The organism is Comamonas testosteroni ATCC 11996 (assembly GCF_000241525.1).
Classification (GTDB): domain Bacteria; phylum Pseudomonadota; class Gammaproteobacteria; order Burkholderiales; family Burkholderiaceae_C; genus Comamonas; species Comamonas testosteroni.
In genome coordinates, this window is record NZ_AHIL01000037.1 from 123,961 (window position 1) to 142,708 (window position 18,748).

Annotated in this window: 14 protein-coding genes and 3 tRNA genes; all 17 read right to left on the bottom strand. The window is 60.0% G+C overall.

All coding sequences use genetic code 11. The features are described 5' to 3' along the window. Window positions 1–35 precede the first annotated feature (35 nt). A complete protein-coding gene (locus CTATCC11996_RS25605; RefSeq protein WP_138983865.1) occupies window positions 36–221 on the bottom strand; it encodes a hypothetical protein in 186 nt (61 codons plus the stop codon). Window positions 222–224: 3 nt separating this feature from the next. Beyond that, a tRNA-Phe gene (locus tag CTATCC11996_RS16205) sits at window positions 225–300 on the bottom strand. Window positions 301–478: 178 nt separating this feature from the next. After that, window positions 479–554: transfer RNA gene (locus CTATCC11996_RS16210), tRNA-Phe, on the bottom strand. Window positions 555–637: 83 nt separating this feature from the next. Further along, window positions 638–1,303, bottom strand: a complete 666-nt coding sequence (locus CTATCC11996_RS16215) for a response regulator (protein ID WP_003078100.1) — start codon at window positions 1,301–1,303, stop codon at window positions 638–640. A gap of 39 nt (window positions 1,304–1,342) precedes the next feature. After that, window positions 1,343–3,664: a sensor histidine kinase gene (locus CTATCC11996_RS16220; RefSeq protein WP_003078101.1), complete on the bottom strand. Its 2,322-nt coding sequence runs from the start codon at window positions 3,662–3,664 to the stop codon at window positions 1,343–1,345. Beyond that, complete coding sequence (locus CTATCC11996_RS16225) at window positions 3,664–4,233, bottom strand: DUF4390 domain-containing protein (protein ID WP_034349459.1); 570 nt, start codon at window positions 4,231–4,233, stop codon at window positions 3,664–3,666. Before CTATCC11996_RS16225 ends, CTATCC11996_RS16220 begins: the two co-directional genes overlap by 1 nt. Before the next feature lie 43 nt (window positions 4,234–4,276). Then, window positions 4,277–5,662 carry a 16S rRNA (cytosine(967)-C(5))-methyltransferase RsmB gene (gene rsmB, locus CTATCC11996_RS16230; protein ID WP_003078105.1) on the bottom strand — a complete coding sequence of 462 codons (1,386 nt, stop codon included), beginning with the start codon at window positions 5,660–5,662 and terminating at the stop codon, window positions 4,277–4,279. 205 nt (window positions 5,663–5,867) lie between these two features. Further along, the gene (rpoC, locus tag CTATCC11996_RS16235; RefSeq protein ID WP_003065685.1) at window positions 5,868–10,091 is read right to left on the bottom strand and encodes a DNA-directed RNA polymerase subunit beta'; all 4,224 of its coding nucleotides are present in this window, start codon (window positions 10,089–10,091) and stop codon (window positions 5,868–5,870) included. 121 nt (window positions 10,092–10,212) lie between these two features. After that, entirely contained in the window at window positions 10,213–14,325 is a 4,113-nt protein-coding gene (rpoB, locus tag CTATCC11996_RS16240) for a DNA-directed RNA polymerase subunit beta (RefSeq protein ID WP_003059330.1), read from the bottom strand. A gap of 274 nt (window positions 14,326–14,599) precedes the next feature. After that, a complete protein-coding gene (gene rplL / locus CTATCC11996_RS16245) occupies window positions 14,600–14,977 on the bottom strand; it encodes a 50S ribosomal protein L7/L12 (protein ID WP_003078108.1) in 378 nt (125 codons plus the stop codon). Window positions 14,978–15,013: 36 nt separating this feature from the next. After that, the gene (gene rplJ, locus CTATCC11996_RS16250; RefSeq protein ID WP_003078111.1) at window positions 15,014–15,538 is read right to left on the bottom strand and encodes a 50S ribosomal protein L10; all 525 of its coding nucleotides are present in this window, start codon (window positions 15,536–15,538) and stop codon (window positions 15,014–15,016) included. A 227-nt stretch (window positions 15,539–15,765) separates the two neighbouring features. Then, window positions 15,766–16,461 (bottom strand): 50S ribosomal protein L1, encoded by a 696-nt coding sequence (gene rplA, locus CTATCC11996_RS16255; protein ID WP_003065693.1) that lies wholly within the window; start codon window positions 16,459–16,461, stop codon window positions 15,766–15,768. Beyond that, entirely contained in the window at window positions 16,462–16,893 is a 432-nt protein-coding gene (rplK, locus tag CTATCC11996_RS16260; protein ID WP_003078114.1) for a 50S ribosomal protein L11, read from the bottom strand. Between the two features lie 125 nt (window positions 16,894–17,018). Beyond that, complete coding sequence (nusG, locus tag CTATCC11996_RS16265; protein ID WP_003078116.1) at window positions 17,019–17,606, bottom strand: transcription termination/antitermination protein NusG; 588 nt, start codon at window positions 17,604–17,606, stop codon at window positions 17,019–17,021. Then, the gene (gene secE / locus CTATCC11996_RS16270) at window positions 17,606–17,989 is read right to left on the bottom strand and encodes a preprotein translocase subunit SecE (protein WP_034349432.1); all 384 of its coding nucleotides are present in this window, start codon (window positions 17,987–17,989) and stop codon (window positions 17,606–17,608) included. Before secE ends, nusG begins: the two co-directional genes overlap by 1 nt. Before the next feature lie 87 nt (window positions 17,990–18,076). Continuing rightward, window positions 18,077–18,152: transfer RNA gene (locus tag CTATCC11996_RS16275), tRNA-Trp, on the bottom strand. 9 nt (window positions 18,153–18,161) lie between these two features. Continuing rightward, a partial coding sequence (locus CTATCC11996_RS16280) for an EF-Tu C-terminal domain-related protein (protein WP_003078122.1) occupies window positions 18,162–18,748 on the bottom strand: 587 nt, incomplete at its 5' end.

Sequence of the window (18,748 nt, forward strand, 5' to 3'; positions counted from 1 at the left end):
AAAGCTGCAAGCTTAACGGCAGCATGCAGGCGCTATCAAATGAAAAGCTGGTTGCGCATATCTACAAAGCAAACTGGAGCTGAAACACCTTGAAATCGAGCCAAAGCAAGCGCAAGCCGCTCTGTTTTTTGCTGCCTGCGGCTCGGACGGCCACTCTGAGCTTGCGGACACTCGAGGCGCAATGAGAAAAGCCCCAGATCATTGCTGATCTGGGGCTTCATGTTTGGTGGCCTGGGACGGAATCGAACCGCCGACACAAGGATTTTCAATCCTCTGCTCTACCGACTGAGCTACCGGGCCTTTGCTGCTTCAGCAACTTGAATTTGCTGAAGCGACGATTATAGGCATATTTTTCCGCATCCCGCCCCACCTGGGCATTCCAGATCGCAGCATTCGCCGGTCTGCGAACGCTGCCGGTGACGGGTCAGATCTGGATGCAGAAAAGCCCTGGATCATTGCTGATCCAGGGCTTTGAATCTGGTGGCCTGGGACGGAATCGAACCGCCGACACAAGGATTTTCAATCCTCTGCTCTACCGACTGAGCTACCGGGCCTTCATCAACACTCTTGAGTGCCGAAGCCACGATTATAGGCACACTTTTCGACCCCAAATCGAAAAATGCGATTTTTTTGGAAATTATCCGCGGCGATTGCGTCCGAGGTCCACGCCCAGCTGACGCAGTTTTCGGTACAGATGGGTACGCTCCAGGCCGGTCTTCTCTGCCACGCGCGTCATGGAGCCGCCTTCGCGGGCCAGGTGGAATTCGAAATAGGCTTTTTCAAAGCCGTCGCGCGCCTCGCGCAGGGGACGGTCGAGATCGAAGCCCTGGTGCGAGTTGGGCAGATTGTCTTCCGCCGCCTGCGCCGTGATGCTGACCACGGCCGATGGCGCCGTGCTGTTGCTGGCATGCGATGAGGTTTCCGAGCCCTGGCTGGCCGTGCTGCGCGCCAGCCCCTGCTCCACTGCCTTGAGCAGCTTCTGCATGGTGATGGGCTTTTCGAGGAATGACAACGCGCCGATGCGCGTTGCCTCGACGGCCGTTTCGATGGTCGCATGACCGCTCATCATGATGACGGGCATGGTGAGCTGACCGGCCGTGGCCCATTCCTTGAGCAAGGTGACGCCGTCGGTGTCCGGCATCCAGATGTCCAGCAGCACCAGATCGTAGTTATTGGTCGCCCTGGATACGCGTGCCTGCGTGGCGTTCTCTGCCACGTCCACACTATGACCTTCGTCGTTGAGGATTTCCGACAACAAATCCCGGATCCCCAGTTCGTCGTCGACCACTAGTATGTTTGCCATGTGTCTAAAGCCTGTTGCTATGCCTTGTGCTGAACGGGATCAAGCCGCCCCTGCACGGTCGTTAGGTACAAATGATAGCGACACTCGCGCGCCTTGAACTACCCCGTCTTCCTCTCGATTACCCAGGTCCACTCTTGCGCCATGCTCGTCGGCGATTTTTTTGACCACGGCCAAACCCAGGCCGGTGCCGCGGGACTTGGTGGTCACATAGGGCTCGAAAGCTCTTTGCAGAATATTGGGAGCAAAACCTGTGCCACTGTCGCTGATGCTCAGGCGCACACGCTGGGCCGTGTCCATCCAGCGGGTTTCGATGGTGACGGAGCCCGGAGTCTGCCCTGTTTCCTGCGCTCTTTGCGCCGTGGAATCTTGCGCATTTTGCAAAAGATTGTGGATGACCTGACGCAATTGCTGGCTATCGCCCTGGATCAACGGACAGGCTTCGTCGAGCGATGCCTCCACGCGCACCGCTGCATTCTCCTCGCCATAGAGCTGCAGCACCTCTGCGACCAGCGCATTCAGATCCAGCGCTTGCAGATTGGCGGCCGGCAAACGTGCGTACTCGCGAAACTCATCGACCAGACGCTTCATGGCCCCCACCTGATCGACGATGGTCTTCACGGACTTGGCAAGCAGTGCCTGCTCCACAGGCTGCAGCTTGTCGGTCAGCTTCATGGCCAGACGCTCGGCAGACAGCTGAATCGGCGTCAGCGGATTCTTGATTTCATGCGCTACGCGGCGCGCCACTTCGCCCCAGGCCTGTGCACGCTGGGCCGAGACGATCTCCGAAATATCATCGAACACCAGCAGGCGCTGGTCGTCGGGCAGCTCCGCACCACGCATGACCAGGCTGGTTGTGTTGTGCACCACATCGCCGTTGCCGTTGCCGGCGTCCAGTTCATAGACCTGCTGCCAGCGGTCCCGCCCCTGCTGGGCCGAAGCATCGCCCAGGAAGATCTCGAACTGCTCCTGCACCACGCGCGCAAAGTCCTGCAGGCCCGAGACATCGCGCAGGCGCTTGCCCTGGAACACCGCCATGGGCGCACGCAGAATGCGTGTTGCACCGGGGTTGCTGAGGACGATGCGCCCGGAGCGATCGAGCACGATAACGCCCGAGGTAAGGTTATCCAGAATGGTCTGCAGATTGCTGCGCGCCGCATCGAGCTGCAGCAGATTGCGGTTGGCGTCGGAGCGTGCGTCGGCCAGTTGCTGGGTCATGACGGCAAAGGAGCGCGTCAGCCCGCCAATCTCGTCCTTGCTCTGCAGCGCAGGCTTGGGGCGCAGATCGCCACGCGCCACATCGCGCATGCCCTGGGCCAGCAGCAGCAGCGGCTTGGCCAGTTGATTGCCCAGCACCACAGCCAGCACCACGGCCCCGAACACGGCCAGAAAGAGCGCCAGCGTCAGAGTGCCGATATACATGCGCTGCAACCCACCACGAGCAAGTGCTCGCTCCTGGTACTCGCGATTGGCCTCCTGCACGGCCAGGGCATTGCTGACCAGGGCTTGCGGCAGGGGAATCGTGGCCTGCAGATAACGCGCCTCCTCCAACAGATTCACGGCCGAGCTGGGCACCAGCGCCAGTGTGCGCACCTTGGCGTTGGCCGCAGCCTGATCGGCAGGCACATCGCCGGCATCATCCAGGCCTTCGATGCTGGCCACGGCACGCTGACCGCCCTGCTCCTTCAAGCTTCGCAGCAGCTGGGTGTTGGGCCGCTCCGGCGCCAGGCTGAACTGAGACTGACCGGCACTGGCAATGGCCTTGCCCGATGCATTCCAGAGCACCACATCGGTGGCACCGATCTGATCGCGAATTCGCTCCAGCATCAGTGCCGCCCCGGCATCCGAAGTCTGAGACAGCTGAAGGCCTGCCGTGCGCGTGTTGTTGGCCATGTCATTGGCCACGGTATCGAGCGTGGCACTGGCCAGGCTCACGCCCGCAGACAAGGCGCCCTCGACCTTGACGTCAAACCAGCTCTCTATCGAGCGCGAGACAAACTGGTAGGACACCACATAGATCAGCAAGCCCGGCAGCAAACCCACCAAGGTGAAGATGCCCGCCAGCTTGAGCAGCAGCTTGCTGCCAAAACGCCCGCGCCTGAGCCGCAGAGCCAGGCGCAAACCGCCCCAGAACAGCACCAGCAGCAGCAATCCGGCCACCACCACATTGGCGGCAAACAGCCAGTTGTAGTTGCGCTCGTAGGCCAGCCGGTTATTAGTTGCCAGGGTCAGCAGGAACAGCAGCAAAACCCCCACCACCACCATCAGCGCCACGCCCGTGCCCACAGCCCAGCGCGTGGCGCGCGACCAGCGTGTGGCGGAGGAGCCGCCGGCTTCGCCATCAGGGAGCTTGATGTCAGCCATCAGGGAGCGGCCTCCAGCGTCTGCGTGCGCGACAGCTGCAGATTCCAGCCCGAGCGCCCCAGCGCCCCAATCTGCAAAGGTCTTGGCAGGGACGACAGATCTACGCGAAAGCGCAGTTGCACCGAGACGCCCGAGGTAGAGCCGAGCTGGCCGGACTCCAGAATCTTCCAGCGGTAAATGCGTTGAATGGCTGCGATGGCATCCTCGAGTTGCTCATAGGACTGGCCCAGCGCCAGTCCGGTGCCGCTGCCGCCGGTGAAGGCGGAATTGGAGATATGCAAACGCCAGCGCCTGGTCAGCGGCTGGTGCGTAATGCGGTAATAGCGGGTGGCGACACCCAATTGCTGATCGGACCAGTACCAGCGCTCGCGCTGCACCTGAGCCTCGGCAATGAAATACATGGGAATGCCCTGGCGCAGGGCATCTTCCACCTGAGCGGGCAACTCGAACTGCAGATTGGCCGAGAGAAACACTCCCTCTTCGGTACGCGTGACCTGCATGGAGCTGATATCCGGCTGCACGGTATCGGCCCGGGCCAGCACGAAAACCAGGGACAGCGCCAGCACCAGCGAAGCTGCGCGGGCCGCAGGCCACAAGGCCCCCGCTACAGCGTTAGCGCAATTTTTCCAGCAGAGCGTAAAAAAAGCCGTCGTGGTCACCCAGAGGATTGTCTGCCACGGAATCGTGTTTGGCAGCTTTGCCGGGAATTAAATGACCCGGAGCAGGCAAGCTGGCCGCCGTAGTGTTGCGTGCAAGAAACGCTTGCATCTGGGCATCGCCCTCAGCCTTGAAGACCGAGCAGGTGCAATAGACCATGCAGCCACCGGGCTGCAGCAGCGGCCACAGGGTATCGAGCAGTCTGGACTGTATGTCTGCCAGCTGGGCCACATCGCTCTCACGGCGCAGCCAGCGCACATCGGGCTGGCGACGCACAATGCCCGATGCCGTGCAAGGCGCATCGAGCAAGATCGCATCGAAGGGCTGACCTCCGCATTGCGACTCAAACCACGCCTGGGGCGCGGATGCATCGGCCACCAGCACTTTGGCCTTCAAGCCCAGGCGTGACAGGGTTTCATCGATGCGGCGAGCCCGCTCGGGGTCGATCTCCAGGGCCGTGACTTCGATGCTGCCGGGCGCGGCGCGCTCAAGCAGATGGGCAGTCTTGCCGCCGGGCGCCGCACAGGCATCCAGCACGCGCAGCGGGCGCCCCTGGGGCTGGGGCAAGCCGGCCAGCAGCAGCGGGGCCGCGGCCTGCGCCGCACCGTCCTGCACCGAGGCCCAGCCTTCTTCAAAATGCGGCAGCTCCTGCACCGGCACGGCCTGCTCCAGCTGCAGACCACACTCGGCGACAGCTGTCGCCTTCAGGTTCATCGCCTGCAGCGCATTCTGATACTGGGCTGCAGAGCTCTTCTGGGCATTGACGCGCAGCGTCATGGGCGGCTGGGCATTGTTGGCCGCCAAAATGGTCTGCCAGTCCTGGGGGTGGTCTTTCTGGAGCCGGGCAATCCACCAGGCAGGGTGATTCCAGACGGCCACGGGATCGTTGTCGGTGGCGCTCACCAGGGCATCGCGCTCGCGCAGAAAGCGGCGCAGGCAGGCATTGATGAAGCCGGACTGCGCGCGTGCAGCGCCGCTCTTGGCGGCTTCCACCGCCTGGTTGACCAGGGTGAAGGGCGGATAAGGGGCTTGCGCCTCATCCCAGGCCAGAGCCAGCGCCGTGCTCAGCAAGGCACTGACCTTGGGCGCCGGCGCGCGCGGCGCCAGCTGCTTTTGCAGCGCCTGGGCACGCCCCAGATTGCGCAGCACCTGGAACAGCAAGGCCTGCACTCCCGGACGCAAGCGCTGCGGCACCTGTGCCAGCACAGCCTTGCTGGACTGGCCACCCAGGATGCCGTGCAAGGCCTTGGCCACTGCATCCAGCTGTTGCCACAGGGCAGGAGCGTTGGGCACAGCAGCACCAGCAGCGGCGTTCTTGGGTTGGGAAGGCTTGGAAGTCATGAAGAGCAGACCTGAAAAACTTGTGAAACTGACGCAGACAAGAAAGCACAGCGGGCATTTCCATCGAAAAGCGCATGCCGGGTCCGAACTTGCGCAAGTCGTGTCTTGATCAATGAAAAACGCTCCCGTCTGCACAAGGCAGAGCGGGAGCGCGGTGCATCAGCAGCGAACCGCAGCCGTTGCCGGCCGCGGCCCAGAGCCATGCTTAGTCGGCAGAGGCGTCGCCAGCAGGTGCTTCGACGTCATCAGCCAGCACACCGGCCAGCTCGGCTTCTTCGGCTTCGGCGATGGCGCGACGCTCGGCATCGTCCATTTCGTCCTTGGCCTTGCGAGCCTGGTGATAGGCCAGGCCGGTGCCGGCGGGGATCAGACGACCCACGATCACGTTTTCCTTCAGGCCACGCAGTTCGTCGCGCTTGCCCATGATGGCAGCCTCGGTCAGAACACGGGTGGTTTCCTGGAAGGAAGCCGCAGAGATGAACGAGTCGGTCGACAGCGAAGCCTTGGTAATACCCAGCAGCACGTTGGAGTACGTGGCAGGCAGCTTGCCTTCCTTCTGCATCTGTTCGTTGGTGTTGAGCACCTCGGAACGCTCGACCTGCTCACCCTGGATGTAGGTGGTATCGCCAGAGTTCTCGATGATCACGCGACGCAGCATCTGACGCACGATCACTTCGATGTGCTTGTCGTTGATCTTCACACCCTGCAGGCGGTAAACGTCCTGCACCTCGTCCACGATGTAGCGCGACAGCTCTTCGATACCCAGCAGACGCAGGATGTCTTGAGGATCGGCAGGACCGTCAACGATGGACTCGCCCTTGTTCACCACCTGGCCTTCGTGGACCAGAATGTTGCGCTCCTTGGGCACCAGCTCTTCCCAGACCTTGCCTTCCAGATCGGTGATCTGCAGGCGGATCTTGCCCTTGGTTTCCTTGCCGAAGGACACGGTACCGGTCATCTCGGCCAGCGTACCCTTGTCCTTGGGCGTACGGGCTTCGAACAGTTCGGCCACACGGGGCAGACCACCGGTAATGTCGCGGGTCTTCTGACCTTCAACAGGGATACGGGCCAGCACTTCGCCGGGGCCCACGTCCTGGCCGTCGCGCACCTGAATCAGGGCGCCGACCTGGAAGCCGATCGTCACGGCGTGGTCGGTACCAGGGATCTTGACTTCCTGGTTGTTGGCGTCGATCAGCTTGACCTGGGGACGCACCACCTTGGCAGAGCCACGACGCTTGGGGTCGATCACCACCAGAGTGGACAGACCGGTCACTTCGTCGACCTGCTTGGCCACCGTCAGACCTTCTTCCACATTCTCGAAACGCACTTGACCGGCGTATTCGGTAATGATGGGTCGAGTCAGCGGGTCCCAGTTCGCCAGGATCTTGCCGGCCTTGATGGCTTCGTCGGGCTTGATGGTCAGCACGGCGCCATAAGGCACCTTGTGACGCTCGCGCTCGCGGCCGTTTTCGCTGATCACGATCTCGCCGGAACGCGAAATCACCACCAGCTCGCCCTTGGTGTTGGACACATAGCGCATCGTGCTGTTGAAGCCGATCACGCCATTGGACTTGGCTTCCACGCTCGAGGCGATGGCAGCGCGCGAAGCGGCACCACCGATGTGGAAGGTACGCATGGTCAGCTGCGTGCCGGGTTCACCGATGGACTGGGCAGCGATCACACCCACGGCTTCGCCGAGGTTGATCAGGCCGCCACGACCCAGGTCGCGACCGTAGCAGGTTGCGCACAGACCGAAACGGGTTTCGCAGGTCAGAGCCGTACGCACCTTGATTTCGTCCACGCCCTGGGCTTCCAGCTCTTCGATGGTGTCTTCGTTGAGCAAGGTACCGGCAGGCACCAGCACGGCACGGGTTTCGGGGTGCAGCACTTCTTCGGCGGTCGAACGGCCCAGCACACGGTCGCGCAGGGATTCGATCACTTCACCACCTTCGACGATGGCGCGCATCAGATAGCCGTTGGAGGTACCGCAATCCTGTTCGTTCACGACCAGATCCTGCGTCACGTCCACCAGACGACGAGTCAGGTAACCGGAGTTAGCCGTCTTCAGCGCCGTGTCGGCCAGACCCTTACGAGCACCGTGGGTCGAGATGAAGTACTGCAGCACGTTGAGGCCTTCGCGGAAGTTCGCGGTGATAGGCGTCTCAATGATGGAGCCGTCAGGCTTGGCCATCAGACCACGCATACCGGCCAGCTGACGAATCTGCGCTGCGGAGCCACGGGCGCCGGAGTCGGCCATCATGTAAATCGCATTGAACGATTCCTGATCGACTTCGTTGCCGTGACGGTCGGTGGTCTTCTGGACCTTGAGCTGGTCCATCATCACCTTGGACACGTCGTCGCCGGCCTTGCCCCAGATGTCCACCACCTTGTTGTAGCGCTCGCCCGAGGTCACCAGACCCGAGACGTACTGCTGCTCGATCTCCTTCACTTCGGACTCTGCGCGGGCCAGGATGTCGGCCTTTTGCGGAGGCACCAGCATGTCGTCGATGGAGATCGAGATACCGGCGTGCGTGGACAGACGGAAACCGTTTTGCAGCAGCTTGTCGGCAAACACGACCGTGGCCTTCAGACCGCACTTGCGGAAGGAGGCGTTGATCAGCTTGGAGATTTCCTTCTTCTTCAGCGCCTTGTTCATGTTGCTGAAAGCCAGGCCCTTGGGCAGGATTTCAGACAACAGGGCACGGCCCACGGTGGTTTCCACGAGCGAGGTCACGGGCTCGAATTCGCCAGTTTCCTTGTTCTTGTTCCACTCGGTCAGGCGCACGCTGATCTTGGCGTGCAGTTCGGTCTCGCCAGCATCCAGAGCGCGTTGCAGCTCCATCAGGTCGGCAAACACCATGCCTTCGCCCTTGCCGTTGATCTTTTCACGCGTGGCGTGATACAGACCCAGCACCACGTCCTGAGAAGGAACGATGGAGGGTTCGCCCGAAGCGGGGAACAGCACGTTGTTCGAGGCCAGCATCAGCACGCGGGCTTCCATCTGCGCTTCCACAGACAGGGGCACGTGAACAGCCATCTGGTCACCGTCGAAGTCGGCGTTGAAGGCCGCGCAGACCAGCGGGTGCAGTTGCAGGGCCTTGCCTTCGATCAGGATGGGCTCGAAAGCCTGGATACCCAGACGGTGCAGCGTAGGCGCACGGTTGAGCATGATGGGGTGTTCCTTGATGACTTCTTCAAGGATGTCCCACACCACGGGCGTACCGGCTTCCACTTCCTTCTTGGCCGCCTTGATGGTCGTGGCGATGCCGCGCTGCTCGAGCTGCGCGAAGATGAAGGGCTTGAACAGCTCCAGCGCCATCAGCTTGGGCAGACCGCACTGGTGCAGCTTGAGGTAAGGACCCACGGTAATCACGGAACGACCAGAGTAGTCCACGCGCTTGCCCAGCAAGTTCTGACGGAAACGACCGCTCTTGCCCTTGATCATGTCGGCCAGAGACTTCAGGGCACGCTTGTTGGCGCCCGTCATGGCCTTGCCGCGACGGCCGTTGTCCAGCAGCGAGTCCACGGCTTCCTGCAGCATGCGCTTTTCGTTGCGCGCAATGATTTCAGGAGCCTTGAGCTCGAGCAGACGACGCAGACGCGAGTTGCGGTTGATGACGCGGCGGTACAGGTCGTTCAGGTCGGAAGTGGCGAAACGGCCACCGTCCAGAGGCACCAGAGGACGCAGATCGGGAGGCAGCACGGGCAGCACTTCCATCACCATCCACTCGGGCTTGATGCCGGACTTCTTGAACGCTTCGAGCAGCTTCAGGCGCTTGGCGTTCTTCTTGACCTTGACTTCGGAGCCGGTCAGATCGTTGCGCAGGCGCTCAATCTCGACGTCGATGTCGATGCCTTCGAGCAGGTCCTTGATGCCTTCAGCGCCCATCTTGGCGGTGAACTCATCGTAGCCGTACTCGAGTTGCTTGGCGTCGTAGTCGTCCTCGGTCATGATGCTGAACTTCTTCAGCGGAGTCATGCCGGGGTCGGTCACCACATAGGCTTCGAAGTACAGCACGCGCTCGATGTCGCGCAGCGTCATGTCCAGCACCAGGCCCAGGCGCGAAGGCAGGGACTTCAGGAACCAGATGTGAGCGCAGGGAGCGGCCAGATCGATGTGACCCATGCGTTCGCGACGCACCTTGGTCTGTGTGACTTCAACGCCGCACTTCTCGCAGATCACACCGCGGTGCTTGAGGCGCTTGTACTTGCCGCACAGGCATTCGTAGTCCTTGATCGGGCCAAAGATCTTGGCGCAGAACAGACCATCACGCTCGGGCTTGAAAGTACGGTAGTTGATCGTTTCAGGCTTCTTCACTTCACCGAAAGACCAGGAACGGATCTTCTCGGGCGAGGCCAGGCCGATCTTGATGGCATCGAAATGCTCATCAGGCGTAAATTGCTTGAACAGGTCGAGTAGCGATTTCATGTAACTCTTTCCTTTTCGTCAAAAATCATTGCAGCCACCGCTGGATTTGCCTTGGTTTCAGCAACGAACCAAGCGCAAATCCTTTGTTTTAAAGCGGTTGCAGCTCTCTGTTTAATAGTGCTTAAGAACGTTCGAGCTCGATGTCCAAGCCCAGAGAGCGGATTTCCTTGACCAGCACGTTGAACGATTCGGGCATGCCCGCTTCGATCGAGTGCTCGCCCTTGACGATGGACTCGTACACCTTGGTACGACCGACCACGTCGTCGGACTTCACAGTCAGCATTTCCTGCAGCACATAGGCGGCGCCGTAAGCTTCCAGCGCCCACACTTCCATTTCACCGAAACGCTGACCACCGAACTGGGCCTTACCGCCCAGAGGCTGTTGCGTCACCAGCGAGTAAGGACCGGTGGAGCGGGCGTGCATCTTGTCGTCGACCAAGTGGTGCAGCTTCAGGTAGTGCATATAGCCCACGGTGGTCGGACGCTCGAAGCGCTCGCCGGTGCGGCCGTCATACAGATAAGCCTGAGTGCGTGTCTCGGTCAGACCCTTGGCCGCAGCGATGTCGTCAGGGTAGGCCAGCTTCAGCATGTCCTTGATTTCGGCTTCGGAAGCACCGTCGAACACCGGCGTTGCGAATGGCACGCCCGTGGTCAGTTCCTTGGCCATGGACATGACTTCGCCGTCGTCCAGCTGAGACAGCTCTTCCTTGCGACCGCTGCGGTTGTAGATCTCTTCCAGGAAGGCTCGCACTTCAGCAGCACGGGCTTCCTTTTGCAGCATGTCGCCGATGCGCTGGCCCAGACCCTTGCCGGCCCAGCCCAAGTGCACTTCCAGCACCTGACCGATGTTCATACGCGAAGGCACGCCCAGCGGGTTCAGCACGATGTCGGCGGTGGAGCCATCAGCCAGGAAAGGCATGTCTTCCACAGGAGTGATCTTCGAGACCACGCCCTTGTTACCGTGACGGCCGGCCATCTTGTCACCGGGCTGCAGACGACGCTTGACAGCCAGGTAGACCTTGACCATCTTCAGCACGCCGGCAGGCAGCTCGTCGCCCTGGGTGAGCTTCTTGCGCTTTTCTTCGAACGCCAGGTCGAAGGTGTGACGCTGCTGCTCGATGGAGTTCTTGATGGACTCCAGCTGAGCGGCCACATCGTCTTCGGCAGGACGAATGTCGAACCAGTGGAACTTCTCCACACCGTCCAGATAGGCCTTGTCGATCTTGGCGCCCTTGGACAGCTTCTGAGGACCACCGTTGGCCACGCGGCCGGTCAGCAGCTTCTCGATACGGTCGAAAGCGTCGGCTTCCACAATGCGCAGCTGGTCGTTCAGGTCCAGGCGGAAGCGCTTGAGTTCATCGTCGATGATCTGCTGGGCGCGCTTGTCGCGCTGGATGCCTTCACGCGTGAACACCTGCACGTCGATCACGGTGCCTTGCGAGCCCTGATCCACACGCAAAGAAGTGTCCTTCACGTCGGAAGCCTTCTCGCCGAAGATGGCGCGCAGCAGCTTCTCTTCAGGCGTCAGCGTGGTCTCGCCCTTGGGCGTGACCTTGCCCACCAGCACGTCGCCGGGTTGCACTTCGGCGCCCACGTAGATGATGCCGGACTCGTCCAGGCGGTTCAGTTGCTGCTCGGACAGGTTGGGGATGTCGCGTGTGATTTCTTCGGCACCCAGCTTGGTGTCGCGAGCCATCACCACCAGCTCTTCGATGTGGATCGAGGTGTAGCGATCGTCAGCCACGATGCGCTCGTTGATCATCACCGAGTCTTCGTAGTTGTAGCCGTTCCAGGGCATGAAGGCGATCAGCATGTTCTGGCCGATGGCGATTTCGCCCAGGTCGGTCGAAGCGCCGTCCGCCAGCACATCACCCTTGGCCAGCTTGTCGCCACGGCTGACGATGGGGCGCTGGTGGATGTTGGTGTTCTGGTTGGAACGCTGATACTTGATCAGGTTGTAGATGTCCACGCCGACTTCACCGGCCACGGCTTCGTCGTCGTTCACACGGATCACGATGCGGGTGGCGTCGACATAGTCCACGATACCGCCGCGCTTGGCGGTGACCACGGTGCCGGAGTCCACGGCGGCAACGCGCTCGATGCCAGTACCGACCATGGGCTTTTCAGGACGCAGCACAGGCACGGCCTGACGCGACATGTTGGCGCCCATCAAGGCACGGTTCGCGTCGTCGTGTTCCAGGAAGGGAATCAGCGAGGCGGCCACGGACACGATCTGAGCAGGCGACACGTCCATGTACTGCACGCGCTCGGCCGACACCAGGGTCGATTCACCGGCTTCACGGGCCGACACCAGCTCGCCCACCAGATTGCCTGCGGCATCCAGATCGGCGTTGGCCTGGGCGATCACGTACTTGCCTTCTTCGATGGCCGACAGGTAGTCGATATCCATCGTCACCTTGCCGTCCACCACGCGACGGTACGGGGTTTCGATGAAACCGTACTCGTTCAGGCGGGCGTACAGAGCCAGCGAGTTGATCAGACCAATGTTGGGACCTTCAGGCGTTTCGATGGGGCAGACGCGACCGTAGTGGGTCACGTGCACGTCACGCACTTCAAAGCCGGCACGCTCGCGGGTCAGACCGCCTGGGCCCAGGGCGGAAACACGACGCTTGTGCGTGATTTCTGCCAGAGGGTTGGTCTGATCCATGAACTGCGACAGCTGCGAGGCACCGAAGAACTCCTTCAGGGCCGCAGAGATGGGCTTGGAGTTGATCAGGTCGTGAGGCATCAGGGGCTCTTGCTCGGCCTGACCCAGACGTTCCTTCACAGCCTTTTCGATACGAGCCAGACCGGTACGGTACTGGTTTTCGGCCAGCTCGCCCACGCAACGCACGCGGCGGTTGCCCAGGTGGTCGATATCGTCGACTTCGCCACGGCCATTGCGCAGGTCCACCAGGATCTTGACCACGGCCAGGATGTCTTCGTTGGACAGCACCATGGGACCGGTCGCGCCTTCGCGGCCGATCTTGGCGTTGAACTTCATGCGGCCCACGCGCGACAGATCATAGGTGTCGGCGTTGTAGAACAGGCGCTGGAACAGGGCCTGCACGGCGTCCTCGGTAGGAGGCTCGCCAGGACGCATCATGCGGTAGATGGCAACGCGGGCAGCGAACTCGTCCACGGTTTCATCGGTGCGCAGGGTCTGCGAGATGTAGGCGCCCTGGTCCAGTTCGTTGGTGTAGATGCACTGAACGTCCTGCACACCGGCGCTGCGCAGCTTCTTGAGCAGGGCCTCGGTCAGTTCTTCGTTGGCCTTGGCGATGATTTCGCCAGTATCGGGATCAACGATGTTCTTGGCCAGCACACGACCCAGCAGGAAGTCTTCAGGCACGCTGACGAACTTGGTGCCGGACTGTTCCAGCTCGCGGGTGTGGCGAGCGGTGATGCGCTTGTCCTTGGCGACCACGACCTTGCCGGACTTGTCGGTGATGTCGAAACGCGCGACTTCGCCCTTGAGGCGATCGGCCACGAATTCCATCTGGGCACCGCTGTCCATCAGGCGGAAGTTGTCGTTCACGAAGAACGTTGCCAGGATGGTCTCGGGCGTCATGCCGATGGCCTTCAGCAGGATCGACACGGGCATCTTGCGACGACGGTCGACGCGGAAGTACAGCAGGTCCTTGGGGTCGAACTCGAAGTCCAGCCAGGAGCCGCGGTAAGGAATGATGCGAGCCGAGAACAGCAGCTTGCCCGAGCTATGGGTCTTGCCCTTGTCGTGCTCGAAGAACACGCCAGGCGAACGGTGCAGCTGAGACACGATCACGCGCTCGGTACCGTTGATGATGAACGAACCCTTGTCGGTCATCAGGGGCACTTCGCCCATGTAGACCTCTTGTTCCTTCACTTCCTTGACCACCTTGGACTGAGCCGTGGAGGACTCGCGGTCATAGATGATCAACTGAACCTTGGCGCGGACAGCGGAGGCGAAGGTCAGACCACGGGTCTGGCATTCACGCACGTCGAAAGCGGGCTTGGCGAGGTTGTACTCGACAAACTTCATCTCCACAAAACCATTGTGGGAGACGATGGGGAAGGCGGAATTGAAGGCCGCTTGCAGGCCATCAATGGTACGTTTTTTGGGGGCTACATCTGCCTGCAGGAATGCTGTATAGGCATCTTTTTGCATCTGCAGCAGATAAGGCACTTCGAGCACGCTATCGCGGCTCCCGAAGCTTTTGCGGATTCGCTTGCGTTCGGTATAAGAATAGGCCATGAGATCTCCGGGCAAAGACATGAGTCCTGGGTCTGCGACGACTGCCCCACAGGGTTCTCCTGCGGGCTTGGCGGTTGGCCACTACCAACCATGGCTGACGGCGATGCGTTGCACATCGCCCGAACCAAGGCATCTTCTGCTGTCGGATTGTCAGAAGACACTAAAAAGCAGACTCCCTAGGAAACCTGCTTTCTGGTGTGTTCTTTAAGCGCACTCCACAAGCGCCAAAGGCTGGAGACCCTTTTACGAGTCTCCAGCCCTTGATTTCACTGAATTACTTCAGTTCAGCCTTGGCACCGGCTTCAACCAGCTTCTTCACAGCGGCTTCAGCGTCAGCCTTGGGAGCGGCTTCCTTCACGGTCTTGGGAGCGCCGTCGACCAGATCCTTGGCTTCCTTCAGACCCAGGCCGGTGATTTCGCGCACAGCCTTAATCACGGACACCTTGTTGGCGCCAGCGTCGGTCAGCACCACGTTGAATTCGGTCTTTTCTTCAACAGCAGCAGCGCCACCAGCAGCGCCGCCAGCAGCGGGAGCAGCCATAGCAGCGGCGGACACGCCAAACTTCTCTTCAATAGCCTTGACCAGGTCGTTCAGTTCCAGAACAGTCATGCTGTCCAGGGCGGTCAGGAATGCGTCTTTATCGAATGCCATTTTGATTTCCTAAAATTGGTTGGTTTTGCCGAGCACTCAGGCTGCGGCTGTTTCTGTTGCCGCTTCGGCAGAGCCTTCGCCCTTCTTGGCCGCCAGAGCGCCCAGCACAACGGCTGTACGCGAGATAGGCGACATGAGCAAGCCGCACACTTGTGCGAGCAGTACTTCCTTGGAGGGGATGTTTGCCAGTTGCTTAACGCCGTCGATGTCCAGGGCCTTGCCTCCGAACGCGCCACCGCGAATCACCAACTTGTCGTTGGTCTTCGCGAAGTCGGCCACCACCTTAGCGGCAGCCACTGCGTCTTCAGAGAAGCCATAGATCAGGGGACCAGTCATCTGGTCAGCCACCACGTCAAACGCGCTACCGGCAACAGCACGGCGGGCCAGGGTGTTCTTCAACACGCTCAGGCTCACACCCTTGCTGCGAGCATCGGCACGCAGTTTGGTCATGTCGGCGACCGTGATGCCACGGTATTCCGCGATCACAAGCGTTTGAGCTTTAGCGGCGAGGCTGGTCACTTCGGAAATGACCGCTTCTTTCTCACTGCGATTCAGACTCAAGGTCTACTCCTTCAAATGCATATACAAGGCAAGCCCTGCATACACGCTCTTGTTGCAGCGACCAACTGTTTAGGAAAAATTTCCATCTGCAGCGGGATCGCCATCTGCGTTGGCCTTCGTGATTAAGTGATCAAATCACACCAACGGTCTTGGATGACCTGCAGGAGCAACAACTCCCGCAGCCCACCACACCAGATGAGCAAAGCTCATCTGACGATTTTTAGCAATTACGCCGAGATGGATTGTGTATCGACGCGAACGCCCACACCCATGGTCGACGAAACAGCCACCTTGCGCAGGTACAGACCCTTGCTGGAAGCAGGCTTGGCCTTGTTCAGTGCGTCGATCAGAGCAGCCAGGTTGCCCTGCAGCTTGTCGGCATCGAACGAACGGCGACCGATCGTGCCGTGCACGATACCAGCCTTGTCCACGCGGAACTGCACTTGACCAGCCTTGGCGTTCTTCACAGCCGTAGCGACGTCAGGAGTCACGGTGCCAACCTTGGGGTTGGGCATCAGGCCGCGGGGGCCCAGGATCTGACCCAGCTGACCCACAACGCGCATAGCGTCGGGAGCAGCGATCACCACGTCGAAGGGCATGTCGCCGGCCTTGACTTGAGCAGCCAGGTCGTCCATACCGACCACGTCAGCGCCGGCGGCCTTGGCTTCTTCAGCCTTGGCGCCTTGTGCGAACACAGCCACGCGAGCAGTCTTGCCGGTACCGTGAGGCAGCACCACGGCGCCACGCACCACTTGGTCCGACTTCTTGGCATCCACGCCCAGTTGCACGGCCACGTCGATGGATTCATCGAACTTGGCAGTTGCAGCTTCCTTCACCAGCGCCACGGCGTCAGCGAAAGAGTACAGCTTGTTGGAATCAACCTTGCCCTGGAGAGCTTTTTGCTTCTTGGTCAACTTGGCCATTTACACACCCTCCACGATCACGCCCATCGAACGGGCAGAACCAGCCAGCGTACGCACAGCAGCGTCAACGTCAGCGGCGTTCATGTCCTTCAGCTTGGTCTTGGCGATTTCTTCCAGCTGAGCACGTGTGATCTTGCCGACCTTGTTCTTCAGAGGATTGGCAGAACCCTTGTCCAGCTTCACAGCCTTCTTGATCAGAACGGTTGCGGGAGGAGTCTTGATGACGAACGTGAAGCTCTTGTCAGCAAAAGCCGTGATCACCACGGGCAGAGGCAGGCCGGGCTCGACACCTTGGGTCTGGGCGTTGAACGCCTTGCAGAATTCCATGATGTTGAGGCCGCGCTGACCCAGCGCAGGACCAATGGGAGGAGAAGGATTGGCCTTACCAGCTGGCACTTGCAGCTTGATGAAGCCGACGATTTTTTTCGCCATGTTGAGCTCCTTACGGGTATAGCGCCATTTGCGATGTCTGCAAACAGCTCCCCGAGGTTGCTGACTCTACAAAAAAGCTTCGCATCGAGTCAAAAAATGCGAAGCCCTAGATTCTATTGCGAATCTCAAGTTTTCTCAACTTGAGAGAATTCCAATTCCACAGGAGTCGCGCGGCCAAAGATGGTGACCGAGACACGCAGGCGGTTCTTTTCGTAGTTGACTTCCTCGACGGAGCCGTTGAAGTCTGCGAACGGACCTTCCTTGACACGAACCAATTCGCCCACCATGAACTCGACCTTGTGGCGAGGCTTCTCGGTGCCCTCCTGCATCTGGTCGACGATCTTGCGAACTTCTTCTTCAGAAATGGGGGCAGGACGGTTCTTGGCACCGCCGACGAAACCGGTCACCTTGCTGGTGTGCTTCACCAGGTGCCAGGTATCGTCATCCATCACCATTTCGACGAACACATAGCCGGGGAACAGGCGGCGCTCTGTGGTGCGGCGAGTGCCGTTGCGCATTTCCACAACTTCTTCGGAAGGCACCAGGATGCGGCCAAACTTGGACTGCATGTCCGAGCGAGCGATACGCTCCGCAATATTGCGCTCGACAGCCTTCTCCATACCCGAATAGGCATGGACGATATACCAGCGCAGATCGGGATTGGCGGGTCCCGCTGCTCCACCATTCACATCTGTTTCGACGGCATCAGCCATTACTTCCTCCAGCCCAAAATCAAGTCGTACAAGACCCATTCAAGCGTCTTATCGGTGAACCACAAGAACAAGGCCATCACCACCACAAACGCAAAGACATACAGTGTCATCTGCATGGTTTCTTTGCGGGTGGGCCAGACCACCTTCTTCACCTCACGCCAAGCATCACGAGCAAAGCCAATGAAGCGCTTGCCCGGCTCAGAGATCAGAAACACGCCAGCAGCCAGCACCAGGCCGACAATCAGAGTCGCCCACTGCACCAGCGCACCTTGCTTGCTCAACAGATAAAAGCCAGCAATAGAAGCAACAACTAAAGCCGCAACAGCGGCTAATTTTGCTTTGTCAGCAGCAGAGCTGACTGTTTCAACCTGAGTAGTGGCCATATTTTGTTTCAAATGCACAAAAATGTGCAATTTCAAGACACAAAAGCCCGCCAAAGGCGGGCTCTTGTTGATTCCACCATTAAGAGGTGGCAGGGGCAGTAGGAATCGAACCTACAACCTTCGGTTTTGGAGACCGACGCTCTGCCAATTGAGCTATACCCCTACAAATCAATTATGCAATGATCGTGGCAACCACACCGGCGCCCACAGTACGACCACCTTCGCGGATAGCGAAGCGCAGACCTTCTTCCATGGCGATGGGGGAGATCAGCTTCACAGTGATCGACACGTTATCGCCAGGCATCACCATTTCCTTGCCTTCGGGCAGTTCGATGGAGCCGGTCACGTCAGTTGTACGGAAGTAGAACTGAGGACGGTAGTTGTTGAAGAAGGGAGTGTGGCGACCGCCTTCGTCCTTCGACAGCACGTAAACTTCAGCAGTGAAGTTGGTGTGGGGCTTGATGGAGCCGGGCTTGCACAGCACTTGACCGCGTTCCACGTCTTCACGCTTGGTGCCGCGCAGCAGCAGACCCACGTTGTCGCCAGCTTGACCTTGGTCCAGCAGCTTGCGGAACATTTCCACGCCGGTGACGGTGGTCTTGACGGTGTCCTTGATACCGACGATTTCGATTTCTTCGCCGACCTTGACGATACCGCGCTCGATACGGCCGGTCACCACGGTACCACGACCGGAGATGGAGAACACGTCTTCCACGGGCATCACGAAGGCGCCGTCAACAGCACGCTCGGGAGTGGGAA

What these genes read in the sequence shown, in the direction of transcription:
- nusG (WP_003078116.1), bottom strand. Translation starts at nt 17,606, where the DNA reads ATGGCTGATGCCGTCGAAACAGATGTGAATGGTGGAGCAGCGGGACCC.
- secE (WP_034349432.1), bottom strand. Translation starts at nt 17,989, where the DNA reads ATGGCCACTACTCAGGTTGAAACAGTCAGCTCTGCTGCTGACAAAGCA.
- CTATCC11996_RS25605 (WP_138983865.1), bottom strand. Translation starts at nt 221, where the DNA reads ATGAAGCCCCAGATCAGCAATGATCTGGGGCTTTTCTCATTGCGCCTC.
- rplK (WP_003078114.1), bottom strand. Translation starts at nt 16,893, where the DNA reads ATGGCGAAAAAAATCGTCGGCTTCATCAAGCTGCAAGTGCCAGCTGGT.
- rplL (WP_003078108.1), bottom strand. Translation starts at nt 14,977, where the DNA reads ATGGCATTCGATAAAGACGCATTCCTGACCGCCCTGGACAGCATGACT.
- rplA (WP_003065693.1), bottom strand. Translation starts at nt 16,461, where the DNA reads ATGGCCAAGTTGACCAAGAAGCAAAAAGCTCTCCAGGGCAAGGTTGAT.
- rpoC (WP_003065685.1), bottom strand. Translation starts at nt 10,091, where the DNA reads ATGAAATCGCTACTCGACCTGTTCAAGCAATTTACGCCTGATGAGCAT.
- rpoB (WP_003059330.1), bottom strand. Translation starts at nt 14,325, where the DNA reads ATGGCCTATTCTTATACCGAACGCAAGCGAATCCGCAAAAGCTTCGGG.
- rsmB (WP_003078105.1), bottom strand. Translation starts at nt 5,662, where the DNA reads ATGACTTCCAAGCCTTCCCAACCCAAGAACGCCGCTGCTGGTGCTGCT.
- CTATCC11996_RS16215 (WP_003078100.1), bottom strand. Translation starts at nt 1,303, where the DNA reads ATGGCAAACATACTAGTGGTCGACGACGAACTGGGGATCCGGGATTTG.
- CTATCC11996_RS16220 (WP_003078101.1), bottom strand. Translation starts at nt 3,664, where the DNA reads ATGGCTGACATCAAGCTCCCTGATGGCGAAGCCGGCGGCTCCTCCGCC.